The 18,562-nt window shown below is 68.3% G+C and carries 17 protein-coding genes; 11 read left to right on the top strand and 6 right to left on the bottom strand.

Annotated features, from left to right (window positions below; translation table 11 throughout):
- Window positions 1-228: 228 nt before the first annotated feature.
- The 4 genes from K3M35_RS04480 to K3M35_RS04465 form a co-directional block, all read right to left on the bottom strand.
- Entirely contained in the window at window positions 229-618 is a 390-nt protein-coding gene (locus tag K3M35_RS04480; RefSeq protein WP_220666041.1) for a polynucleotide kinase, read from the bottom strand.
- A 25-nt stretch (window positions 619-643) separates the two neighbouring features.
- Window positions 644-2,086 (bottom strand): NAD(P)/FAD-dependent oxidoreductase, encoded by a 1,443-nt coding sequence (locus tag K3M35_RS04475; protein WP_259443596.1) that lies wholly within the window; start codon window positions 2,084-2,086, stop codon window positions 644-646.
- Between the two features lie 67 nt (window positions 2,087-2,153).
- Window positions 2,154-4,223, bottom strand: coding sequence for an ATP-binding protein (locus tag K3M35_RS04470; protein ID WP_220666039.1), 2,070 nt, complete (start codon window positions 4,221-4,223; stop codon window positions 2,154-2,156).
- Between the two features lie 32 nt (window positions 4,224-4,255).
- Window positions 4,256-5,128: an SDR family NAD(P)-dependent oxidoreductase gene (locus tag K3M35_RS04465; protein WP_064060656.1), complete on the bottom strand. Its 873-nt coding sequence runs from the start codon at window positions 5,126-5,128 to the stop codon at window positions 4,256-4,258.
- Window positions 5,129-5,268: 140 nt separating this feature from the next.
- Between K3M35_RS04465 and K3M35_RS04460 the strand changes: the two genes are divergently transcribed.
- Complete coding sequence (locus K3M35_RS04460; protein ID WP_019288011.1) at window positions 5,269-5,757, top strand: VOC family protein; 489 nt, start codon at window positions 5,269-5,271, stop codon at window positions 5,755-5,757.
- Between the two features lie 33 nt (window positions 5,758-5,790).
- Window positions 5,791-7,113 (top strand): MFS transporter, encoded by a 1,323-nt coding sequence (locus K3M35_RS04455; protein ID WP_064060654.1) that lies wholly within the window; start codon window positions 5,791-5,793, stop codon window positions 7,111-7,113.
- A gap of 25 nt (window positions 7,114-7,138) precedes the next feature.
- Here K3M35_RS04455 and K3M35_RS04450 read toward each other — a convergent pair whose 3' ends face one another.
- Window positions 7,139-8,665 carry an acyl--CoA ligase family protein gene (locus tag K3M35_RS04450; protein ID WP_006550623.1) on the bottom strand — a complete coding sequence of 509 codons (1,527 nt, stop codon included), beginning with the start codon at window positions 8,663-8,665 and terminating at the stop codon, window positions 7,139-7,141.
- A 757-nt stretch (window positions 8,666-9,422) separates the two neighbouring features.
- Here K3M35_RS04450 and K3M35_RS04445 point away from each other — a divergent pair.
- From K3M35_RS04445 to K3M35_RS04435, 3 genes are all read left to right on the top strand, one after another.
- Window positions 9,423-9,686, top strand: a complete 264-nt coding sequence (locus K3M35_RS04445; RefSeq protein ID WP_229567498.1) for a hypothetical protein — start codon at window positions 9,423-9,425, stop codon at window positions 9,684-9,686.
- 77 nt (window positions 9,687-9,763) lie between these two features.
- Window positions 9,764-10,372 carry a ClpP family protease gene (locus tag K3M35_RS04440; protein ID WP_220666038.1) on the top strand — a complete coding sequence of 203 codons (609 nt, stop codon included), beginning with the start codon at window positions 9,764-9,766 and terminating at the stop codon, window positions 10,370-10,372.
- Window positions 10,369-10,962, top strand: coding sequence for a ClpP family protease (locus K3M35_RS04435; protein WP_160874873.1), 594 nt, complete (start codon window positions 10,369-10,371; stop codon window positions 10,960-10,962). The genes K3M35_RS04440 and K3M35_RS04435 overlap by 4 nt, the downstream gene beginning before the upstream one ends.
- A 36-nt stretch (window positions 10,963-10,998) precedes the next feature.
- Here the strand turns inward: K3M35_RS04435 and K3M35_RS04430 are convergent, their stop codons facing one another.
- A complete protein-coding gene (locus K3M35_RS04430; protein WP_217580024.1) occupies window positions 10,999-11,424 on the bottom strand; it encodes a helix-turn-helix domain-containing protein in 426 nt (141 codons plus the stop codon).
- 166 nt (window positions 11,425-11,590) lie between these two features.
- Here K3M35_RS04430 and K3M35_RS04425 point away from each other — a divergent pair, with 166 nt between their 5' ends.
- The 6 genes from K3M35_RS04425 (at window position 11,591) to K3M35_RS04400 (ending at window position 18,471) form a co-directional block, all read left to right on the top strand.
- The gene (locus K3M35_RS04425) at window positions 11,591-12,865 is read left to right on the top strand and encodes an aldolase (protein WP_220666037.1); all 1,275 of its coding nucleotides are present in this window, start codon (window positions 11,591-11,593) and stop codon (window positions 12,863-12,865) included.
- Window positions 12,862-14,214, top strand: coding sequence for an allantoinase AllB (allB, locus tag K3M35_RS04420; protein ID WP_160874867.1), 1,353 nt, complete (start codon window positions 12,862-12,864; stop codon window positions 14,212-14,214). The genes K3M35_RS04425 and allB overlap by 4 nt, the downstream gene beginning before the upstream one ends.
- Window positions 14,211-15,179 (top strand): allantoicase, encoded by a 969-nt coding sequence (gene alc, locus K3M35_RS04415; RefSeq protein ID WP_019288015.1) that lies wholly within the window; start codon window positions 14,211-14,213, stop codon window positions 15,177-15,179. Before allB ends, alc begins: the two co-directional genes overlap by 4 nt.
- 127 nt (window positions 15,180-15,306) lie before the next feature.
- A complete protein-coding gene (locus K3M35_RS04410) occupies window positions 15,307-16,701 on the top strand; it encodes a uracil-xanthine permease family protein (protein WP_019288016.1) in 1,395 nt (464 codons plus the stop codon).
- The gene (locus K3M35_RS04405; protein ID WP_019288017.1) at window positions 16,682-17,737 is read left to right on the top strand and encodes an isopenicillin N synthase family oxygenase; all 1,056 of its coding nucleotides are present in this window, start codon (window positions 16,682-16,684) and stop codon (window positions 17,735-17,737) included. The genes K3M35_RS04410 and K3M35_RS04405 overlap by 20 nt, the downstream gene beginning before the upstream one ends.
- Window positions 17,734-18,471, top strand: coding sequence for an alpha/beta fold hydrolase (locus tag K3M35_RS04400; protein WP_064060646.1), 738 nt, complete (start codon window positions 17,734-17,736; stop codon window positions 18,469-18,471). The genes K3M35_RS04405 and K3M35_RS04400 overlap by 4 nt, the downstream gene beginning before the upstream one ends.
- The last annotated feature ends 91 nt before the right edge of the window (window positions 18,472-18,562 follow it).

The raw sequence follows: 18,562 nt of genomic DNA, 5'->3' as shown, positions 1-18,562 counted from the left end.
AACCCACAGGAATGCCCGACCTCGACCCGTCCTCACGAACACGCATGGAGTGTGGAGTCGAGCCACGCCACGTCGATCGGACAGGTGCTGTACGTGCGCTGTGTCGGGTGCGGGACTCGGCGTGTCGATCTCGGCGCGGCCCCGTTCGTTCCGCCGTCCACGCTGAGTGCCGAAGTGTCCCAGCATGATTGAAACATCGTTCGAGAACCGGGTATGCGCCGGTGCTCGTCAGAAGTCGCCCTCGGCGACCTGGAAGCACACCAGTCCCATCCGTCGCCACATGCGCACCACCTGATCGCGATCGTCGAGCACCGCGATGATGCGATAGCGGTGCCGGATGTGACGGTCGAACAGCTCGGCCTTGACGATCGAATCCTTCCGGTTGTCGCCGGCCGGACGCATGTACAGCTCGTCGTAGGGGATGTCGTGCCGGGCGAGCCACTCCTCGGTTTCCGGTCGGCACACGCCGTCGCGTCCCGAGAGCAGCACGATCGCCGCCCTGTCGGGTGCGGCGGCGAACGCGCGCACCGCGGCCTCGACCGCCGGGGAGACGGTGTCCTCGCCCACCCTGTGCCGTTGCCGCCCCGGTTTCCTGCGATCGCGCGTCTTCTTCGTCACGGACGATGTATACCCACTCCGACGACTACGTGTGCATGCGCCCGGCCCGCGAGAGGGACGAAGATCGTGCCGCCGGACCGGCGGGTCCCGGAGACGACCGGCGAGGCGGCATCGCGGATCCGTCGGCTCGGCGCCATGGCCACGCGACCGAATGCGAAATGTTCTGTCGGACAACACGTGCCATGATTCCTGGGCGCATCAATGCCGATGGGGGATCCAGCAGTCCGGACACCCGGGCGAACGCTGTGCCCACCTTCGTGTCGTATGCGGCTGCCGCGTGCACCATCGGTACGTATGCATTGCCGATCCTCGTCTTCGGATCCCGCCGGCCCTCGACACCGGGGAACGCGAGATCGCCACCGGTGGACATCGCCCAGGCATCGTCGACGACACGCGCGAGCTTCCGCTGCACGGCAGCGGACGGCCCGTGGTCGTCGAGGAGACGGCCCATCGCGGTGGCTTCGAGAGCGGCGACCGTCATCCCCTGGGCATAGATCGGATCGAAACTGCAGAATGCATCGCCGAGGACGAGGAATCCGTCGGGAAATCCGTCGAGAAGGTCGTAGCGATGCCACGTGCTCGCCCGGAAGCGATACCGGACGACATCCTCGACCCATTCGGCATCCGCGATCGCGTCGTACACGTCCGGGTACCTCAGGGACCGTGCGAATTCGAGATAGTCCCTCCGAGTCGCCGGCACGGTTTCGCCGCGGACCCCGATCAGAGCCACCATGCACCGATCTGATTCGAGGGTGAGCAGGGCGGCACCGCGTGGATGTTCGGGCGTGGGCGCCATGACGATGCCCCGGTCGCTGCCGAGTGCAACCGAAGACGCGCGGAACACCGCGGTGGCGTAGCCGACATCGAGTTCGACGGTGTCGACCCGGGGCTGCGGGCAGCCCTGTCTCCCGAGCCATTCGGAGGCGCGGGATCCGCGTCCGGTCGCATCGACGACGAGGTCGGCATCGAGCACCTGCTCGGCGCTTCCGTCGGCATGGCGGATGATCCGCGCACCGACCACCCGGCTCCGGTCCGCGGTCGCGACGAGACCCGCGGCATCACACCGTTCGACGATCTCGACGTTCGCCAACGCGGCCACACGGTCACGAATCCGGCGCTCCAGCAGCGAACGGCCGGCTGCCAGTACTCGAAGACCGCTCGGCCCCTGACGAATCCGGTGACCACTGAGAATCCACCGTACGTCGCCCAGGTGGTCGAGGGTGGGAACGCCTGCAGCGGTCAGCTCCTGTGACAACCCGGGGAACATCTCCTCGAGGAGTTGCTGTCCCCGTGAGATCAGCACGTGGATGTGCCGTCCCTGGGGCACCCCACGGCGTGGTTCGTCCGTGGACGGCAGCCGGTCACGATCGATCACCGTCACCTCGGCGAACCTGTCCGACAGGACACGGGCCGCCGACAATCCGCTCATGCTCGCGCCGAGAACCACGGCGCGCTCTCCGATCGGCATGATCACACCTCCTCCTCGGAATCGATCGTCGCTGCGGAAGGTGCTCGGTCGACAGGCCGGAACCTGCTCACATGTGCTCACGGCCGGACGGTGCCTCGCCGTACACCTCCAGATCCCACAGCCATCCGACGACGCGGGTGACGCCGCGGGTCAGATGTCGGCGGTACGTACTGAACGGCAGCCCGAGTCTGGCTGCCGCTGCTTCCTGTGTTGCTGCGCCGCGCACGTACGTGCGGTCCACCGCGCGGAAGAGCTTGTCGTCCCGAGGGTCGCTCGCCAAGGAATCGATCGCCTCACGAAGGAGCGCGCGCAACACCACCGGATCGGGATCGTCGGGAGAGGACCGTTTGTGGAGGACCCTCGTGTGCAACAAGGGATTACGAGAGAGGAGATCGGGCCGACGGAGGTCGTGCAGCGCATTTCGGACCGCCTCCGCGAATTCTTTCTCCGACAGCGCGAGAGGCAGGGACATCGTGGGCTCGGGACCGCTGTGCCCCTGAACCAGAGCACGATCGGTTACGACGGTGAGCCACTCGTCGACATCCCGACGGCGGAAGTCGTGAGCGAACAGTCCGTAGTGACGATCGCCGACCGTGAAATCCGCTCCTTCGGCACGGGGGAGATCTGCGACCGCGAAGTACTCGTTCCACCGGTCGGGCTCCGCCAGCGCCAGGAAGTCCCACGACAGATGCGGCAGGGTGAAATAGCGCTGGAAGGTGAGCACCGGAACCGAGTTCATTGTCGGAGAAGGATTCTGGTAGTCAGCGCGGTCGATGACGATGCGTGTGATCGCGACACACTCGCCGGGACGGGAAGGCGCTGTCCGCCGGGCGAAATCCCACGCGGCTCGCGTCGCCGGGTCGGCACGGACATCCTCGGGTGACGCTCGCGAGAGTTCCAACAGACCGAGCACACCACGTATCGATCCGTCGGTGTCGCGCAACACGAAGAAACCCTCGGGTTGTCGCTCGAGCCATCGTCGCGCATGCACCGCGGATTCGTCTCCCTCCGACGTCCGCACGAGATCGACGATCGCGGAGTGATCGGCCTGCTCCGCACGTTCGGGTTGCGCGCTTCCCCACGACTGCCAATCCACCGGCGACAGCACACCGGGGAGATTGCGGAACACGAACTTCAGGTCCACAATGGCCTGCTGCTGTTCGCATTCTCCTGCAGAATCGAGACCGCGGCGAATGCCCTTCCACACGCGGTGGAAGGTGTACCGGTAGGCATCGGGATCGCGCCAGCGCAGATCGGCGTCGAGGACATCGCGTGCCAGATCGTGGGGAAACAATCCGTCCGGCCCTGCTTCGACGAACGACAGCTCACGGAGCCATTCGAACTCGGCGTGTGCATCGGTGAGCTCGAGGGCGTCACGCAGCAGGGCTTCGGTGGTCACCCGGGCGAGCGCACACACTTCCAGGGCGCGGCGATGTGCGATCCCCGGCTCGGTATTGAGAAACCGTCGGAGCAACATCCCGACGAGATCCGGAGGCCACGGCACACGTACATCGCCTCCTCGGACGAAGACATCCGTGAGCAGACCGAGCCCGAGCGGATGTCCGTGCGTTGCCCCGATGATCTCGTCGTGCAGTTCCTCGGGAACCCGCGCAGCGGTGAGGTAGGCGGCGCTCGTAGCGGGGTCGAAATTCCTGAGAGACACGATCCGGAGCAGATCACCCCAACCCGGATCGGTGCGCCATCCCGCGGAGGGCGGTGACCTATCGGCGATCACCGTCAGCGTCGTCGCAGGAAGGCCGGGAAGAAAATCGGTTCGGATCCAGTCGTCGAGCACGCGTAGCCGCTCGTACGAGTCCAGGAGGAGCACCCTCGGCCGGTCGCCGATGTGGCGATCCACCGACGCGAGGACCGAGCCGGGCGACGCATCCGTGTTGCGCCCGTCGATCACAGTCACCGCGCGATGGCTCCGTTCCGCAAGATCGGAGATCGCGCCGAGCAAGCAGGTCTTGCCGATGCCTCCCGGACCGTACAGGTACAGCACGGCGATCGAGGGTTCGGGGGAGTCCAGTGCGGAGCGAACGATCTCGAGTTCGGCATCGCGACCGACGAACACACGTCGCGCCCGTGCGGCGAGACGATCGCTGAGAGGCCGTGAGGACCGCGAGGCGCTCCCCATGCCACCCGATACTACGCCCGGGGGACCTACACCTAACGGTCGGGCAGTCCGACGAGCCGTGCGCTCTCGCGCCACGACCGTTCGGCCTGCTCGTCGCTGCGAGCGAGCACCGACGGTTCGCCGCGGCGCAGTGCGAGATAACCCCGGCCGTCCGGAACGTCGATGTCACCGAGAACGAGGTCTGCGAGCGTGTTCCCGGCTTCGGTCTGCGTGTTGAAGGTGTCCTGCACGATGCGGAGGAACATGCCGGCCCGCGTCCCGAGGCCGCGCCACGCCAGTCGCATCGGAGTGGGGAGTGCTCGTGCCAGACCGGTTCCGAAGACCTGGCCGGGATCGAAGGCGACCGCGGTGATCCGTCCGGCTCGAACCGTGTCGTCCTTCGACAACCTCCGCATCGTGAGGACGGTGCACAGTTTCGAGGCGGTGTAGGCGTGCTGTCCGGCCTTGCGGGGATGCGTATCGAGGTCGGGATCCCGTTCAGGGTGGGCGAGCAACCCGGCGTCGCCATGTCGTGGCGGTACCAGTCCCGCACCGGTCGCGGGGTCGCGTGTGCCGCTGGTGGTCGCAACGACGACGGCCCGGTCCGCCAGAGCCGGAAGCAACGGGCGCAGTAGCAGGTAGTGGGCGAGATGGTTGACGACGAAGGTCGTCTCGAAACCGTCGACGGTCCGCGCGGCGACGTCGCTCCGGATCATCCCGGCGTTCAGCACGAGCCCGTCGATCCGGTCGCTCCGCTCGCGAACCGTCGCCGCGAAGGTACGAACGGAATCGAGGGAGGACAGATCGAGCGGTAGTGCCTCTCCGGTGGATGCGGCGTGCCGGGCACTGTGGACGAGGCGAATCCCGTCTGCGCCCGAGATCCGTTCGGCGGCGATCGCCCCGAAACCCGACGTGCCTCCGGTCATAACCGTTGGGGCATGCGTTCCCCCTACGAGCACGGGAGCCCTGCGGCTCGGCCTGCGAGTGCGCACGGCGATGAGAATCCGGGCCGGACAGGGTCTGCCTTCGTGACAGTGGAACACATTCGACGACACGAGGAGTCACGATGCCCAGGATCACTCCGTGGTTGTGGTTCGACATGAACGCCGAGGAGGCCGCGAACTTCTACATCGGCATCTTCCCCAACTCCGAGATCGGTGAGATCACCCGCTACACCGAAGAGTCCACCGGAGGCGACATCCCGGTCCCGCCCGGGACCCCGATGACGGTCGAGTTCTTCCTCGACGGTCAGGTCTTCTACGGACTCAACGGGGGACCGCAGTTCCGGTTCTCCGAAGCGGTGTCCCTCCAGATCGACTGCGCCGATCAGGAGGAGGCCGACCACTACTGGTACGCGCTGACCGCCGACGGCGGCGAGGAATCCGCCTGCGGATGGTTGAAGGACAAGTACGGCCTGTCGTGGCAGGTGGTACCGAAACGGCTGAACGAACTGCTCGCCGACCCGGATCCGGAGGTCGCGAAGCGCGTGACCGCCGCGATGATGAAGATGCGCCGGATCGACGTGTCGGCGCTGGAGGCCGCCGCGCGCGGCTGATCGGCGCCCGAGCGCTGCGGTACGTTTCGGTGCATGACCACTCGCACCCAGCGGCTCGACGACCTGCCGTTCACCGGCAGACATCGCCGCCTGCTGACCGGCTCCGGCGTGGGCTGGGCCCTCGACGCCATGGACGTCGGGTTGATCTCGTTCGTCATGGCAGCCCTGGCCGTGCAGTGGGATCTGTCGTCGACGCAGCTCTCGTGGATCGGATCCATCGGCTTCGTCGGCATGGCGATCGGTGCGTCCCTCGGTGGTCTGCTCGCCGACCGCATCGGACGCCGGCAGGTCTTCGCCGCGACGCTGCTCGTCTACGGTCTCGCGACCGGCGCGGCGGCGCTGTCGACCTCGGTGGCGATGCTCATCGTCCTGCGGTTCGTCGTCGGACTCGGTCTCGGCGCCGAACTGCCGGTCGCGTCGACGCTGGTCAGTGAGTTCGCGCCCCGCAAGGTGCGAGGACGCGTGGTCGTGGCCCTCGAGGCGTTCTGGGCGGTCGGCTGGCTCCTGGCCGCTCTCGTCGGTTATCTCGTCGTTCCTGCCGGCGACAACGGGTGGCGGTGGGCGCTCGCCGTCGGGCTCGTCCCGGCTGCCTACGCCCTCGTCGTCCGGTTCGGCCTACCCGAATCGGTGCGCTATCTCGAGAGTCGCGGACGGCACGCGGAAGCTGAGGCGATCGTGCGCGACTACGAGCGCTCGGCCGGTGTCACGTCCGTTCCGGAGGACGAACAGCCCGTCCGGACCGTCGCGGAAGTCGAGCGCGCACCCCGAGGCTCGGTGTGGGCGCCGAACCTGCGCCGCCGCACGGCGGCGCTGTGGATCGTGTGGTTCGGCATCAACTTCTCGTACTACGGCGCGTTCATCTGGCTGCCGAGCCTGCTCGTCGCGCAGGGCTTCGACCTGGTCACCTCGTTCGGCTACACGCTGCTCATCACGCTCGCCCAGCTACCGGGCTACGGCGTCGCGGCGTGGCTGATCGAGGTGTGGGGACGCCGCCTGACTCTGGGGGTCTTCCTCGCCGGATCGGCAGTCTCGGCGGGGCTGTTCGGGCTCGCCGAGACTCCGTCGACGATCGTCGCGGCGGGCATGGCGCTGTCGTTCTTCAACCTGGGCGCGTGGGGTGCCCTGTACGCGATCGGACCCGAGCTGTATCCCACGCCGGTGCGGGGCGCGGGCACCGGTTCGGCGGCGGCCTTCGGGCGGCTCGCGTCGATCATCGCGCCGCTGCTGGTGCCGGTGCTGCTGGGCGCCGGCGGCAACGGTCTCGTCTTCGGTGCGTTCGCGGCATCGTTCGTCGTCGCCGCGGTCGCGGCATTCACGCTGCCCGAGCGGGCCGGGACGGTTCTCGACGAGAGGTGACGTCGGGAACCGCCCCGGCCGGTGCTCAGAGACGCTCGCGCAGTTCGACCTTGCGGATCTTGCCCGAGGCGGTCTTCGGCAGGGCACCGAAGACGATGCTGTCGGGAACCTTGAAACCGGCGAGCTGCGAACGCACATGCGCGCGCAGTTCCGCTTCGTCGGCACTCGCGCCGCTGCGCAGTGCCACGTAGGCGACGGGACGTTCGCCCCACTTCTCGCTCGGCGCCGCGACGACGGCGGCCTCGAGAACGGCCGGATGGCTGATGAGCGCCGCTTCGACCTCGACGGACGAGATGTTCTCGCCACCGGAGATGATGACGTCCTTCGCGCGGTCGCGGATCTCGATGTAGCCGTCCGGATGCATGACGCCGATGTCGCCGGTGCGGAACCAGCCGTCCGGCACGGCGCGGGCGGTCGCGTCCGGGTTGTTGTAGTAACCGAGCATCACGTTGTTGCCGCGCAGCGCGATCTCACCGGTCGTCTCACCGTCGGCGGGAACGTCGGATCCCATCGGGTCGACGATGCGGAGTTCGCCGGCCACGACGTTGCCCACGCCCTGCCGCGAGCGCAGCCGTGCCTTCTCGTCCTCGGGGAGGACGTCCCATTCCGAACGCCACTCGCAGATCGCCGCCGGGCCGTACGTCTCGGTGAGCCCGTACAGGTGCGTGATGTCGAGTCCGAGCGCGGTGCACCGCTCGATGAGGGCGGGCGCCGGCGGTGCGCCACCGATCGCCGCGACGACACGATGGTCGATGCCGCCCGCATTCGGGGCGTCGACCAGCGACGCGAGAACGGTCGGCGCGCCGCACAGGTGCGTGACGTTCTCGGTGCGCACGAGATCCCAGATCCGCTCGGGGTCGACCTTGGGCAGGCACACGTGCGTGCCACCGGCTGCTGTGACGGCCCAGGTGAACGTCCAGCCGTTGCAGTGGAACATAGGCAGCGTCCACAGATAGGTGGATCCGCTGTCGAGCCCGAAATGCGCGACCATCGCCAGGGCCTGCAGGTAGGCGCCGCGCGCGTGGTACATCACGCCCTTCGGATCACCCGTCGTGCCGGACGTGTAGTTCAGGGCGATCATGGTGCGCTCGTCGGCGAGCGGCACGCACCGATGACGGGCGGCGGCGAGCTTGTCCTCGTAGTCGTCGCCGACGACCGTGATCGACGGCAGATCGGCCGTGGCCTCGCGGGCCAGGTCGGCCAGCGACTCCTCGACGAGCAGGACCCGGCTGCCCGAGTGCTCGAGAATGAACCGCAGTTCCGGCGCGGTGAGGCGCGTGTTGAGCGAGACGAGCACGGCGCCCGCGTAGAGCACACCGTAGTGCGCCTCGAGCATCAGCGAGGTGTTCGGCGCGAGTACTGCGACACGGTCGCCGGGCTCGACACCGAGAGCGTGCAGCATGCCCGACTGTCGCAGGCACCGATCGCGCAATTCGGCATAGGTGCGACGGATGTCGCCGTCCACCACTGCGAGGTCGTCACGGAAGACCCGGGCGGAACGGTCGAGAAATGCCGTGGGCGTGAGTGTTTCGAAACTGAATTGCTCGGTCACGTCTGTCGGTGCTCCTTCGGATTACGTCGCGCGCGCACTCCCCATCGCGAACGATGATGCGCACACCTCCCCGTGTGCTGTGAGGGCGATGACCATTCTTCCAAGAGCCGTTACCGATCTTGAACAGGGTCCACCCCTTTTTCCGTACCGGCTGAACGCTCCGTCTGCCGTTGACCGGACCCGGAATCCGGCGTTCACTGAAAGGCACCGTGCTCGTCCACGAGAGAAGGCGAGTGGTATGAGTGCTCGGCAGAACGAAGCCCGCCGAACCTCCCGTCCGGCGCGGCGGCCGACCGCGACGCGCGCGAGGGCCACGGAGACGGAGACTCCCGTCGAGCCTGTGCGGACGCGCAGCCGTCGACCTCGCGAGCCCGAGCCCACCGCGCGGCGTCGCACCCGCGAACCCGAACCCGCTGCACGGCGTCGGGACCGCGACCCCGGAACCGGCTCGCGGCGCACCTCGACCCGAACCTCATCCCGATCGACCACTCGGACATCGACCCGTTCGGACGCCACGCCCCGCTCTCGTGTGAAGCCGGCGCCTCCGAAGGAGAGACGACCGCGTCCACCGGCGAACGACGCCCGGGCAGGGAAACCGACCCGCCCCGCACGTGAGCGGCCACGAACCGAGCAGGCACAGTCGGAACCCACATCGCTCCTCGAGAGGCTGAAGGATGCGCTGCGGACCGGTGTCCGTACCGCGCTCGGCGGGTTCCGGGGGCTCGGGGCGGGACTGACCCGGAAGATCCGCGGATGGGTGGACTCGCTCCTCGGCGAGGTCACCAGCGGCGGCGTGGGACTGCAGGCGGTCCTCGCCGGCATCCGGGCCGCGCTGGAAGGCCGCAATCCGGCCCTCGCCGCACTGGGCGGGCTGATCTCCGGACTCAGCACCAAGGCGAAGATCGGACTGGCCGTCCTGATCGTGCTGGTGCTGCTGCTCGGACCGGTCCTGCTCGTGATCCTGTTGCTGGCCGTCCTCGTCGCGGCGGTGATCAGCGCCGTCCGATCCGCAGGGGACTGATCTGCCGGAACGACCGGTCCGTCTGCCGTGAGCAGACGAACCGCCGGTTCGCGCCCGTCCGGGGTCAGGCTGGCTGCATGACGACCACCGAACCACTCTCGTACCGGGACCAACTGGCCGACAGACTCTTCCGTCAGCGCATCCTGCGACTGACCGGGGAGGTGGACGACGAGATGGCCGAGCGCGTGTGCTCGGAACTCGTCCTGCTCGCCTCCGCCGACGACCGGCGCGACATCGTCCTACACATCAACTCACCGGGCGGATCGGTCTTCGCCGGCCTCGCCATCTACGACACGATGCAACTCGTTCCCAACGACATCGTCACCGTGGCAGCGGGATTCGCCGCCAGCGTGGGGCAGGTCCTGCTCGCGGCGGGCACGAAGGGCAAACGCGCGAGCCTCGCCCACAGCCGGATCATGATGCACCAACCCTCGGCCGGATTCTCGGGGACGGCCGTCGACATCGCGATCCAGGCCGAGAATCTCGAATACATGAAACTGCAGTCGCAGCAGATCCTCTCGGACGCCACCGGACATTCGCTCGAGGAGATCGAACGCGACAGCGACCGCGACCGGTGGTTCACCGCCGAACAGGCACGCGAGTACGGCATCGTCGACACCGTCGTCGGCTCGCTCGCCGAACTGGCGCCGTTCGCCACGGGACGGCAGATGGGACTGGGACGATGAGCACCTACACGATCCCCAACGTCATCGAACGCACACCGGCGGGGGAGCGGTCGTTCGACGTCTTCAGCCGGTTGCTCAACGAACGCATCGTCTTCCTCGGTACCGAGATCGACGACGGGGTCGCCAACGTCATCATGGCGCAGATGTTGCATCTCGAGGCCGAATCCCCCGATCGGGAGATCGGCCTCTACATCAACTCACCCGGCGGATCGTCCACCGCGATGCTCGCGATCTACGACACCATGCAGTTCCTGCGCCCGAAGGTCGCGACCTACTGCATGGGACAGGCCGCGTCGGCGGCCGCCGTGCTGCTCGCGGCCGGAGCGCGCGGCCGTCGGCACGTGCTCGCTCATTCGCGGGTGCTGCTGCACCAGCCGTCGGCGCAGGGGCAGGGCACCATCTCCGATCTGGCCCTGCAGGCAGCGGAGGTGATGAGGGTGCGGGCCCAGACCGAGGAGATCCTGGCCGCGCACACCGGACGAGATATCGACCAACTGCGCCGCGACACCGACCGGGACCGAATCTTCTCACCGGCGGAGGCGGTCGCCTACGGCCTGGCCGATCACGTCATCGTCGACCGGGACGGATGACCCGTCACGTGGTCACACTGTGACGTAGTTGCACCGTCACGCGGCGCACAACTCGACGCCGGCGTGACCCGTGGTCCGGAGTGTGCGGTGCGCGGTCATCCGGCGGATCCCGCGCGCGAGCAGTTGCTCCATCGGAAGATCCAGCGCATCGCACACGGACCGCAGCACCTCGGAGGATGCCTCCTTGCGCCCACGTTCGACCTCCGACAGGTACTGCTTCGACATCCCGACCGTGCGGGCGACGTCCTCGAGGCTGCGGTCCTGATCGCGACGCTCGTCGCGCAGGATCTCACCGTAGATCTGACGGAGCAGACGGGGTTCGGTGCCGTCGGCTCCCCGCACGGGAGTCCGTGCCGCGTTCGCGGCGGTCGCACGTGCCGCCCTCGCGGCGGTCGCCCGTGCCGCCTTCGCGGCGGTGGCGAAATCGATCACACGACCCTGCTCCGGCTCCATGCCGACCATTGTGCCGTCGATCCGGCGGCATCGGACCGGGTTCAGCCGAGGACGAACACCGCCCCGGCAGATGTGTAACGGGCCCGTAACCGCAGTTAACCGAACACATGACCTGGCGCCGATAACGTCGGCGCACCACGACGTATACAGCCGTGGATACAGGACAGGAGTTCGGGTGCCGACAGGATTGCACAGGCTTGCGGCTGCGCTCGACGCGCAGCTCGCGGACACCGACGCGGCATACGCCGCGACCTATCCCGGGACCGACGGTGCCCGCCAACCGGTGCACACCGTCTACGTCCCGGCCGACCGCTACGACGCCGGGATCGTGGCGCGGTGGGGGGCCGACGCGCTCGACGTCCTCGACACCCACATCGACGGTCCCGCGGACCTCGCCGCGGTCACCGGCATCGAACCCGAACTCGCCGAAGCCGTCCTCCCGCTCGTGGAGGCCAAACTGCGCACCGAACCGATCGAGGATCTGCGCATCGACTTCGAGGACGGGTTCACCCGCCCGGGCATTCCCGAGCACGAACGCGACGCCGACGAGGACGCCCACATCGCCCGCGCCGCCGGCGCGCTGGCGACCGATCCCACCGCGACACCCTTCGTCGGCATCCGGTTCAAGTCCTTCGAGGCCGCCACCCGGCGCCGCGGTCTCCGCACGCTCGACACCTTCGTCGCCGAGCTGACCGGAAAGTGCGCTCTCCCGGACGGATTCGTCGTCACACTGCCCAAGGTCACCGCGCCCGAGCAGGTCGCCGCCATGGTGACGGTCTGCGAACATCTCGAAGCCACCCACTCGCTCGCCGCGTCCCTGCGGTTCGAGATCCAGATCGAGACGCCGCAGGCGATCTGCGGCCCCGACGGCACCGCTGCCGTCGCCACCATGATCCGAGCGGCCCACGGGCGCTGTTCGGGGTTGCACTACGGCACCTACGACTACTCGGCCGCGTGCGACATCGCCGCCGAGTACCAAGCGATGGACCACCCCGTCGCCGACCACGCCAAGGCCACGATGCAGGTCGCGGCAGCGGGTACCGGGGTGCGGTTGTCCGATGGGTCCACCAATCGCCTTCCCGTCGGCACCCGCGACGAGATCCGCGCGGCATGGGGACTGCACGCCCGCCTGATCGACCGGTCGCTGCGCCGCGGCTTCTACCAGGGCTGGGACCTGCATCCGGCGCAGTTGCCCACCCGCTACGCCGCGACCTTCGCGTTCTACCGCCGGTCGCTGTCCACCGCCGCGGGACGCGTCGCGGCCTACATCGACCCGGCCCTGTCGTCGGGGTATCTCGACGAACCCGCCACCGCCCGTGCTCTCGCCGCCTTCCTCCTGCGGGGAACGAGCTGCGGAGCTCTCACCGAGAAGGAAGTATGCGATCGCACCGGCACGAATCTCGACCACCTGGCCCGGCTCGCGGGTCGACCGACGGCGGTGACGCGATGACCACCGTGATCCGCGCGCGACGCGCTGTGGTGGGGGACGAGGAACGCAGCTGCGCCGTCCACGTGCGCGACGGCCGCATCGTCGCGATCGAGGAATACGACGGTGCCGCTCCGACCGGTGCGCGGGAGACCGTCCTCGCCGACGACGAGGTGCTGCTCCCCGGCCTGGTGGACACGCACGTCCACGTCAACGAACCCGGCCGCACCGAATGGGAGGGCTTCGCGACGGCCACGCGTGCCGCCGCGGCCGGGGGAGTGACGACGATCGTCGACATGCCCCTCAACTCCATCCCGTCCACCGTCGACGTGGCGGCCCTCGAGGTGAAGCAGAAGGTCGCGGACGGGCAGGTCACCGTCGACGTCGGATTCTGGGGCGGTGCGATTCCCGGTAACCTCGCCGATCTCGAACCGCTCTGGGACGCAGGGGTGTACGGATTCAAGTGCTTCCTCGCGTATTCGGGTCTCGACGAGTACCCGCCGCTGGACCGCGAGCAGATGATCGAGGCGATGCGCGTGATCGCCGGCTTCGGCGGCCTGCTCATCGTGCATGCCGAGGACGGACCGACCCTCGACGCGCAGGACCCACCGGCCGGACCGCGCTACGACGACTTCCTGTACTCGCGACCACCGGTCGCCGAGTCCCGTGCCGTGGCCCAGGTGATCGACGGCGCGCGGCAGACCGGGTGCCGCGTGCACATCCTGCATCTGTCGGATGCGGGAAGCCTTCCGCTCGTGGCCGCGGCGAAGGCCGAGGGCCTGCCCGTCACCGCGGAGACCTGCCCGCACTATCTGTCGCTGTTCAGCGAGGAGATCCTCGACGGCTCCACACATTTCAAGTGCTGCCCGCCGATCCGTGAGGCCCGCAACCGGGAAGCGCTGTGGCGCGGCCTGGCCGACGGCACGCTCGACTGCATCGTCTCCGATCACTCGCCGTGCCTGCCGGAGCTGAAGAAGTTCGTCACCGGCGACTTCGGCGAGGCCTGGGGCGGAATCTCGTCGCTGCAACTCGGACTGCCCATCGTGTGGTCGGAGGCCCGCAAGCGCGGGCACACCCTCGTCGACGTGGTGCGCTGGATGGCCGGCCGCACCGCCGACCTCGTGGGACTGGCCGACCGCGGTGCCATCGCCGTGGGCAACAGTGCCGACCTGTGTGTCTTCGCGCCCGACGACGCCTTCGTCGTCTTCCCGGAGCGGCTGCACCACCGCAACGCCGTGACGCCCTACGCCGAACGCGCGCTGGCCGGGGTCGTGCGGCAGACCTGGCTCGCCGGTGAACCGCTCACCGTCACCCTCGACGCCACCGACCCCGCACCGCGTGGTGCGCTGCTCTCCCGAAAGGAAAACCGTTGACCGAAGCAGATTTCCTGCAACTACCCGATCTCGCCGCGCGATCGCTGGGCGGGGCCGTCGTGTTCGCGAACGACGAGTTCTTCGCGAGTCGCGAGAACCTGATCTCGCCGGGTGCACCCGATTTCGATCCGTCCGAGTTCGGGCACAAGGGAAAGGTCTACGACGGGTGGGAGACCCGGCGTCGCCGCGAAGCCGGGCACGACTTCGCGGTGGTCCGGCTCGGCGTTCCCGGCGTCGTCGAGGGCGTCGTGATCGACACCGCCTGGTTCACCGGTAACTACCCGCCCTTCGCATCCGTCGACGGGGTGAACCTCGACGGATACCCGACCGATCAGGAGTTGCTGGACGCGCCGTGGGAACCGGTCCTCGATCGCGTGGCCCTGAAGGGCGACACCGCGAACGCCTTCGCGGTGGACGACGACCGGCGCTGGACACACCTGCGCCTGAACATCTTTCCCGACGGCGGTGTAGCCCGATTCCGCGTGCACGGACATGCCCGTCCGGACCCGGCCTTTCTCACGGGCACGATCGATCTCGCAGCCCTCGAGAACGGTGGCGACGTCGTCGCCTGCTCGAACCGTTTCTATTCGTCGCCGCGCAACATCATCGGCCTCGGCCGCTCGCGGCACATGGGGGAGGGCTGGGAGAACGCGCGTCGCCGCGACGACGGCAACGACTACGTCGTGATCCGCCTCGCGGGGCAGGGCTGCGTCGACCACGTCGAGATCGACACCTCCTATTTCGTCGGCAACGCACCGGGAGCGGCACGCCTGAGCGGAATTCCCAGCGGGAACGCGATGTCCGACGAATCGTCCTGGGTCGAACTCGTGCCGCGCACCGCGCTGCTCCCGGACTGCCGGCACCGTTTCCGCGTCGATTCGCCGACGCCGGTGGAATTCGTGCGGCTCGACGTCTATCCGGACGGCGGCATCGCCCGCCTGCGCGTGAACGGACGACTGACCTAACTCCGACGCGGGTGCGGTGAGCGGTTCCTTACCCGCACGAAACACGATGACTCGAGCCCGAAAACTTCGGCCCCCAAGCTGTATCCGGCACCGTATACAGCACTGCATCCGAAATGGGAGCGATCACATGACCTCACCGCACCCCGTCGACGCGCGACTGCCGTTCCTCCGGCAGTTCGCGTTCGGCCTCCAGCATGTCCTGATCATGTACACCGGATGCATCACCGTCCCGTTGGTCTTCGGCGCGGCCGTCGGACTCGACCGCGACACCATCGCGATGCTCATCAGCGCCGACCTGCTGATCGCCGGTCTGATCACCATCGTCCAGAGTCTCGGTGTCGGCAAACTCGTCGGCGTCCGCCTGCCCATCGTCTGCGGTGCGACCTTCGCCGGCCTGACGCCGATGATCCTCATCGCGAAGGAATACGGCCTGCAGGCCGTCTACGGATCCATGCTGATCGGCGGCATCGTCGGTCTCGCCCTGGCCTGGCCCTTCGCCAGGATCATCCGCTTCTTCCCGCCGCTCGTCACCGGTGCCGTGCTCACCGTCGTCGGGATCTCGCTCATCGGCGTGGCGGGCGGGCTGATCGTCGGCACCGACCCGTCGTCGCCGACCTTCGCCTCGCCCACCAACATCGCCCTGGCCGTGCTGGTGATCGTCGTCGCCGTTGCCTTCCTCTGCCTCGGGCGCGGCATCTGGGCACAGCTCGGGGTGTTGATCGCCCTCGCCGTCGGCACCGTCGTCGCGGTTCCGCTCGGCCTGATCGACCTCGGCGGCGTGGCCGGCTCGGCGTGGGTGGGTCTGCCCGCGCCCTTCCACTTCGGCGCACCGGAATTCCCGATCACCGCGGTCGTCGCCATGAGCATCGTCATGGCCGTGGTCTTCGCCGAATCCACCGCGAGCATGCTCGCCGTCGCCGAGATCACCGGCAAGCGCGTCAGTAAGGGCGACATCGCCCGCGGACTCGCCGGCGACGGAGCGTCCGCTGTGCTCGCCGGTGTCTTCAACGCCTTCGTCGACACCGTCTTCACCCAGAACGTCGGTGCGGTGGCCACCACCCGGGTCTACAGCCGCTACGTCACCGCCACGTCGGGTGCGATCCTTGTCGTCCTCGGTGCCCTGCCGAAGGTGAGCTCGGTGGTCGCGGCGCTGCCGAAGCCCGTGGTCGGCGGTGTCGGCCTGATCCTGTTCGCCACCGTCGCCCTGGTGGGCATCAACACGCTGCGCTCGGTGGACCTGTCCGACCGCATCAACTCCACGATCGCCGCCGTCGCGGTGGGTGTGGGTCTGCTCCCCGAACTCGCCGAGGGCATGTTCGAGCGCTTCCCGTCCGCCGCGCAGATCCTGCTCGGCAGCGGCATCACGCTCGCCGCGATCGCGGCGTTCTCGTTGAACCTGCTGTTCAACCACACTCGTCTCGGGACACTGGCTCGCGCGTCCCGGTCCGGCACACCGGCCCCCGTCACCTCGGCCGGCACCCCCTCTCCCCACGGAGTTGCCCATGAACCAGTCGCCGTCTGACGCCTTCGTCGTTCCCGCCGTCGATATCGGCCCGTACGTCCGGGCCGGCGACGAGGCCGAACGCTCTCGTGTCGCCCGTGAGATCGACGAAGCCTGCAGCCGTGTGGGATTCGTCCAGATCCTCGGACACGGCATCCCCGATCCGGTGGTCGACGGCCTCGCCGGCGCCCTCGACGACTTCTTCGGTCTGCCGATGGACGACAAGCAGCAGTACCGGGTGGTCGGCGCGAACCGCGGATACAGCCCGCCGAAGAGCGAGTCGCTGAGCCTGAGCCTCGGCGTCGAATCCGCCAGCCGTATGAACGATTTCTTCGAGGCATACAACGTCGGCGTGGAGGCCCGGTCGTTCCCCCACCTGGACCTGTCGGAGGACGACTACGGACTCAACGTCTGGCCCGACGTCCCCGGCTTCGAGGACCGCGTGCAGACCTACTTCACCGAGGCCTCGCGGGTCGCGCGGACCCTCACCCGGATCTTCGCCGACGCGCTCGGGCAGGCCCCCGACTACTTCGAGCGGCTCACCGACCACTCGATCGACGTGCTGCGCATGAACAACTACGCGCTGCCCGAAGGCACTGTCGACCTCGACGGCGACCTCACCGGCATGGGCGAGCACACCGACTTCGGGATCGTCACCGTGCTGTGGGCCGACCGGGTCGCAGGGCTGCAGGTGCTCGGCACCGACGGCATCTGGCACGACGTCGAACCGCTGCCCGGCGCCCTGCTGGTCAATCTCGGTGATCTCACCGCCCGCATCACCGACGACCGGTGGATGTCGACGCTGCACCGCGTCAAGCCGCCGATCGTCGACGGCAGGATCCGGCGCCGTCGTTCGGTGGCGTTCTTCCACGACGGCAACGTCGACGCGGTGGTCTCCACGCTGCCCGAGTATGCGGGCCCGGAGCCCTACGAACCCATCCTGATCCGCGATCACATCAAGGCGAAGCTCGCCGGGTCGCGGCACGGCAAGGCCAACACCGCTGCCGTGCGGGAAGCCGCCCGTGTGCTGGCGGCGACGGGGGAGAACCGCGCGTGAGTCATGTCGTGCTCGTGCACGGCGCATGGGCCGGAAGCTGGGTGTGGGACACGCTGCTCGAACCGCTCCGCCGGGCCGGGCACGTCCCGCACCCGCTGGCGCTGCCCGGTGTCGGATCGTGGGGCGCCGACGACGTGACGCTCGACGACGTCGCCGCGGTCGTGGCCGATCGGGTGACCGGGCTCGACGGTCCGGTGATCCTCGTCGGCCATTCCGGTGGCGGCATCGTCGTCACGCAGGTCGCGGAGATGCTACCCGAGCGTGTCACCGGGGTCGCCTATGTGGCGGGGATGATGCTTCCGTCCGGGGTCGACTTCGGGATGCTCTGCGACGGAATCGGTCTCGAATCGCCGGTGGGCATCTCGCGATGGCTCGAACCCACCGAGGACGGTCGCGGGACGATCGTGCCCCCGGAGGCCGGTGCGGCGGTGTTCTTCCACGAGGCGGATTCGGCCGACGCGATCGGTGCCGCGCGCCGACTCGTGCCGCAACTCGAGACCACCCGGCTCATGGCGCCCAGCTGGACACCGGAACGATTCGGGCGCCTGCCACGCCTGTACGTCGAAGCGACACTGGATCGTTCGGTTCCCCTCGTCACCCAACGGGGGATGCAACGCCTCACCCCGGGTGCGCAGGTCGTGTCGCTCGAGTCCGACCATGCGCCACAGCTGTCCGCCCGCGACGACCTCGCGGCGGCGCTGGTGGAGTGGTGCGCGGAGCGCGTCCGAACATAGGTCGGATCTTCACAAAGGTCGAAGCTACGGAACGAGACCGACGTTGTGTGCGAAATCCGGTGGGAAATCGCGCACAAGGTCGGTCTCGTTC

This window comes from Rhodococcus sp. DMU2021, assembly GCF_019641445.1.
Taxonomy (GTDB): domain Bacteria; phylum Actinomycetota; class Actinomycetes; order Mycobacteriales; family Mycobacteriaceae; genus Rhodococcus; species Rhodococcus pyridinivorans.
Note: the sequence above shows the minus strand (reverse complement) of the source record. Positions and strands in the feature narration are given on the sequence as shown.

Excerpts from the sequence above, each read along its gene's own strand:
- K3M35_RS04455 (WP_064060654.1), top strand. The coding sequence starts at position 5,791 with ATGACCACTCGCACCCAGCGGCTCGACGACCTGCCGTTCACCGGCAGA.
- K3M35_RS04470 (WP_220666039.1), bottom strand. The coding sequence starts at position 4,223 with ATGGGGAGCGCCTCGCGGTCCTCACGGCCTCTCAGCGATCGTCTCGCC.
- K3M35_RS04405 (WP_019288017.1), top strand. The coding sequence starts at position 16,682 with ATGAACCAGTCGCCGTCTGACGCCTTCGTCGTTCCCGCCGTCGATATC.
- allB (WP_160874867.1), top strand. The coding sequence starts at position 12,862 with ATGACCACCGTGATCCGCGCGCGACGCGCTGTGGTGGGGGACGAGGAA.
- K3M35_RS04475 (WP_259443596.1), bottom strand. The coding sequence starts at position 2,086 with ATGCCGATCGGAGAGCGCGCCGTGGTTCTCGGCGCGAGCATGAGCGGA.
- K3M35_RS04465 (WP_064060656.1), bottom strand. The coding sequence starts at position 5,128 with ATGACCGGAGGCACGTCGGGTTTCGGGGCGATCGCCGCCGAACGGATC.
- K3M35_RS04460 (WP_019288011.1), top strand. The coding sequence starts at position 5,269 with ATGCCCAGGATCACTCCGTGGTTGTGGTTCGACATGAACGCCGAGGAG.
- K3M35_RS04435 (WP_160874873.1), top strand. The coding sequence starts at position 10,369 with ATGAGCACCTACACGATCCCCAACGTCATCGAACGCACACCGGCGGGG.
- K3M35_RS04410 (WP_019288016.1), top strand. The coding sequence starts at position 15,307 with ATGACCTCACCGCACCCCGTCGACGCGCGACTGCCGTTCCTCCGGCAG.
- K3M35_RS04440 (WP_220666038.1), top strand. The coding sequence starts at position 9,764 with ATGACGACCACCGAACCACTCTCGTACCGGGACCAACTGGCCGACAGA.
- K3M35_RS04430 (WP_217580024.1), bottom strand. The coding sequence starts at position 11,424 with ATGGTCGGCATGGAGCCGGAGCAGGGTCGTGTGATCGATTTCGCCACC.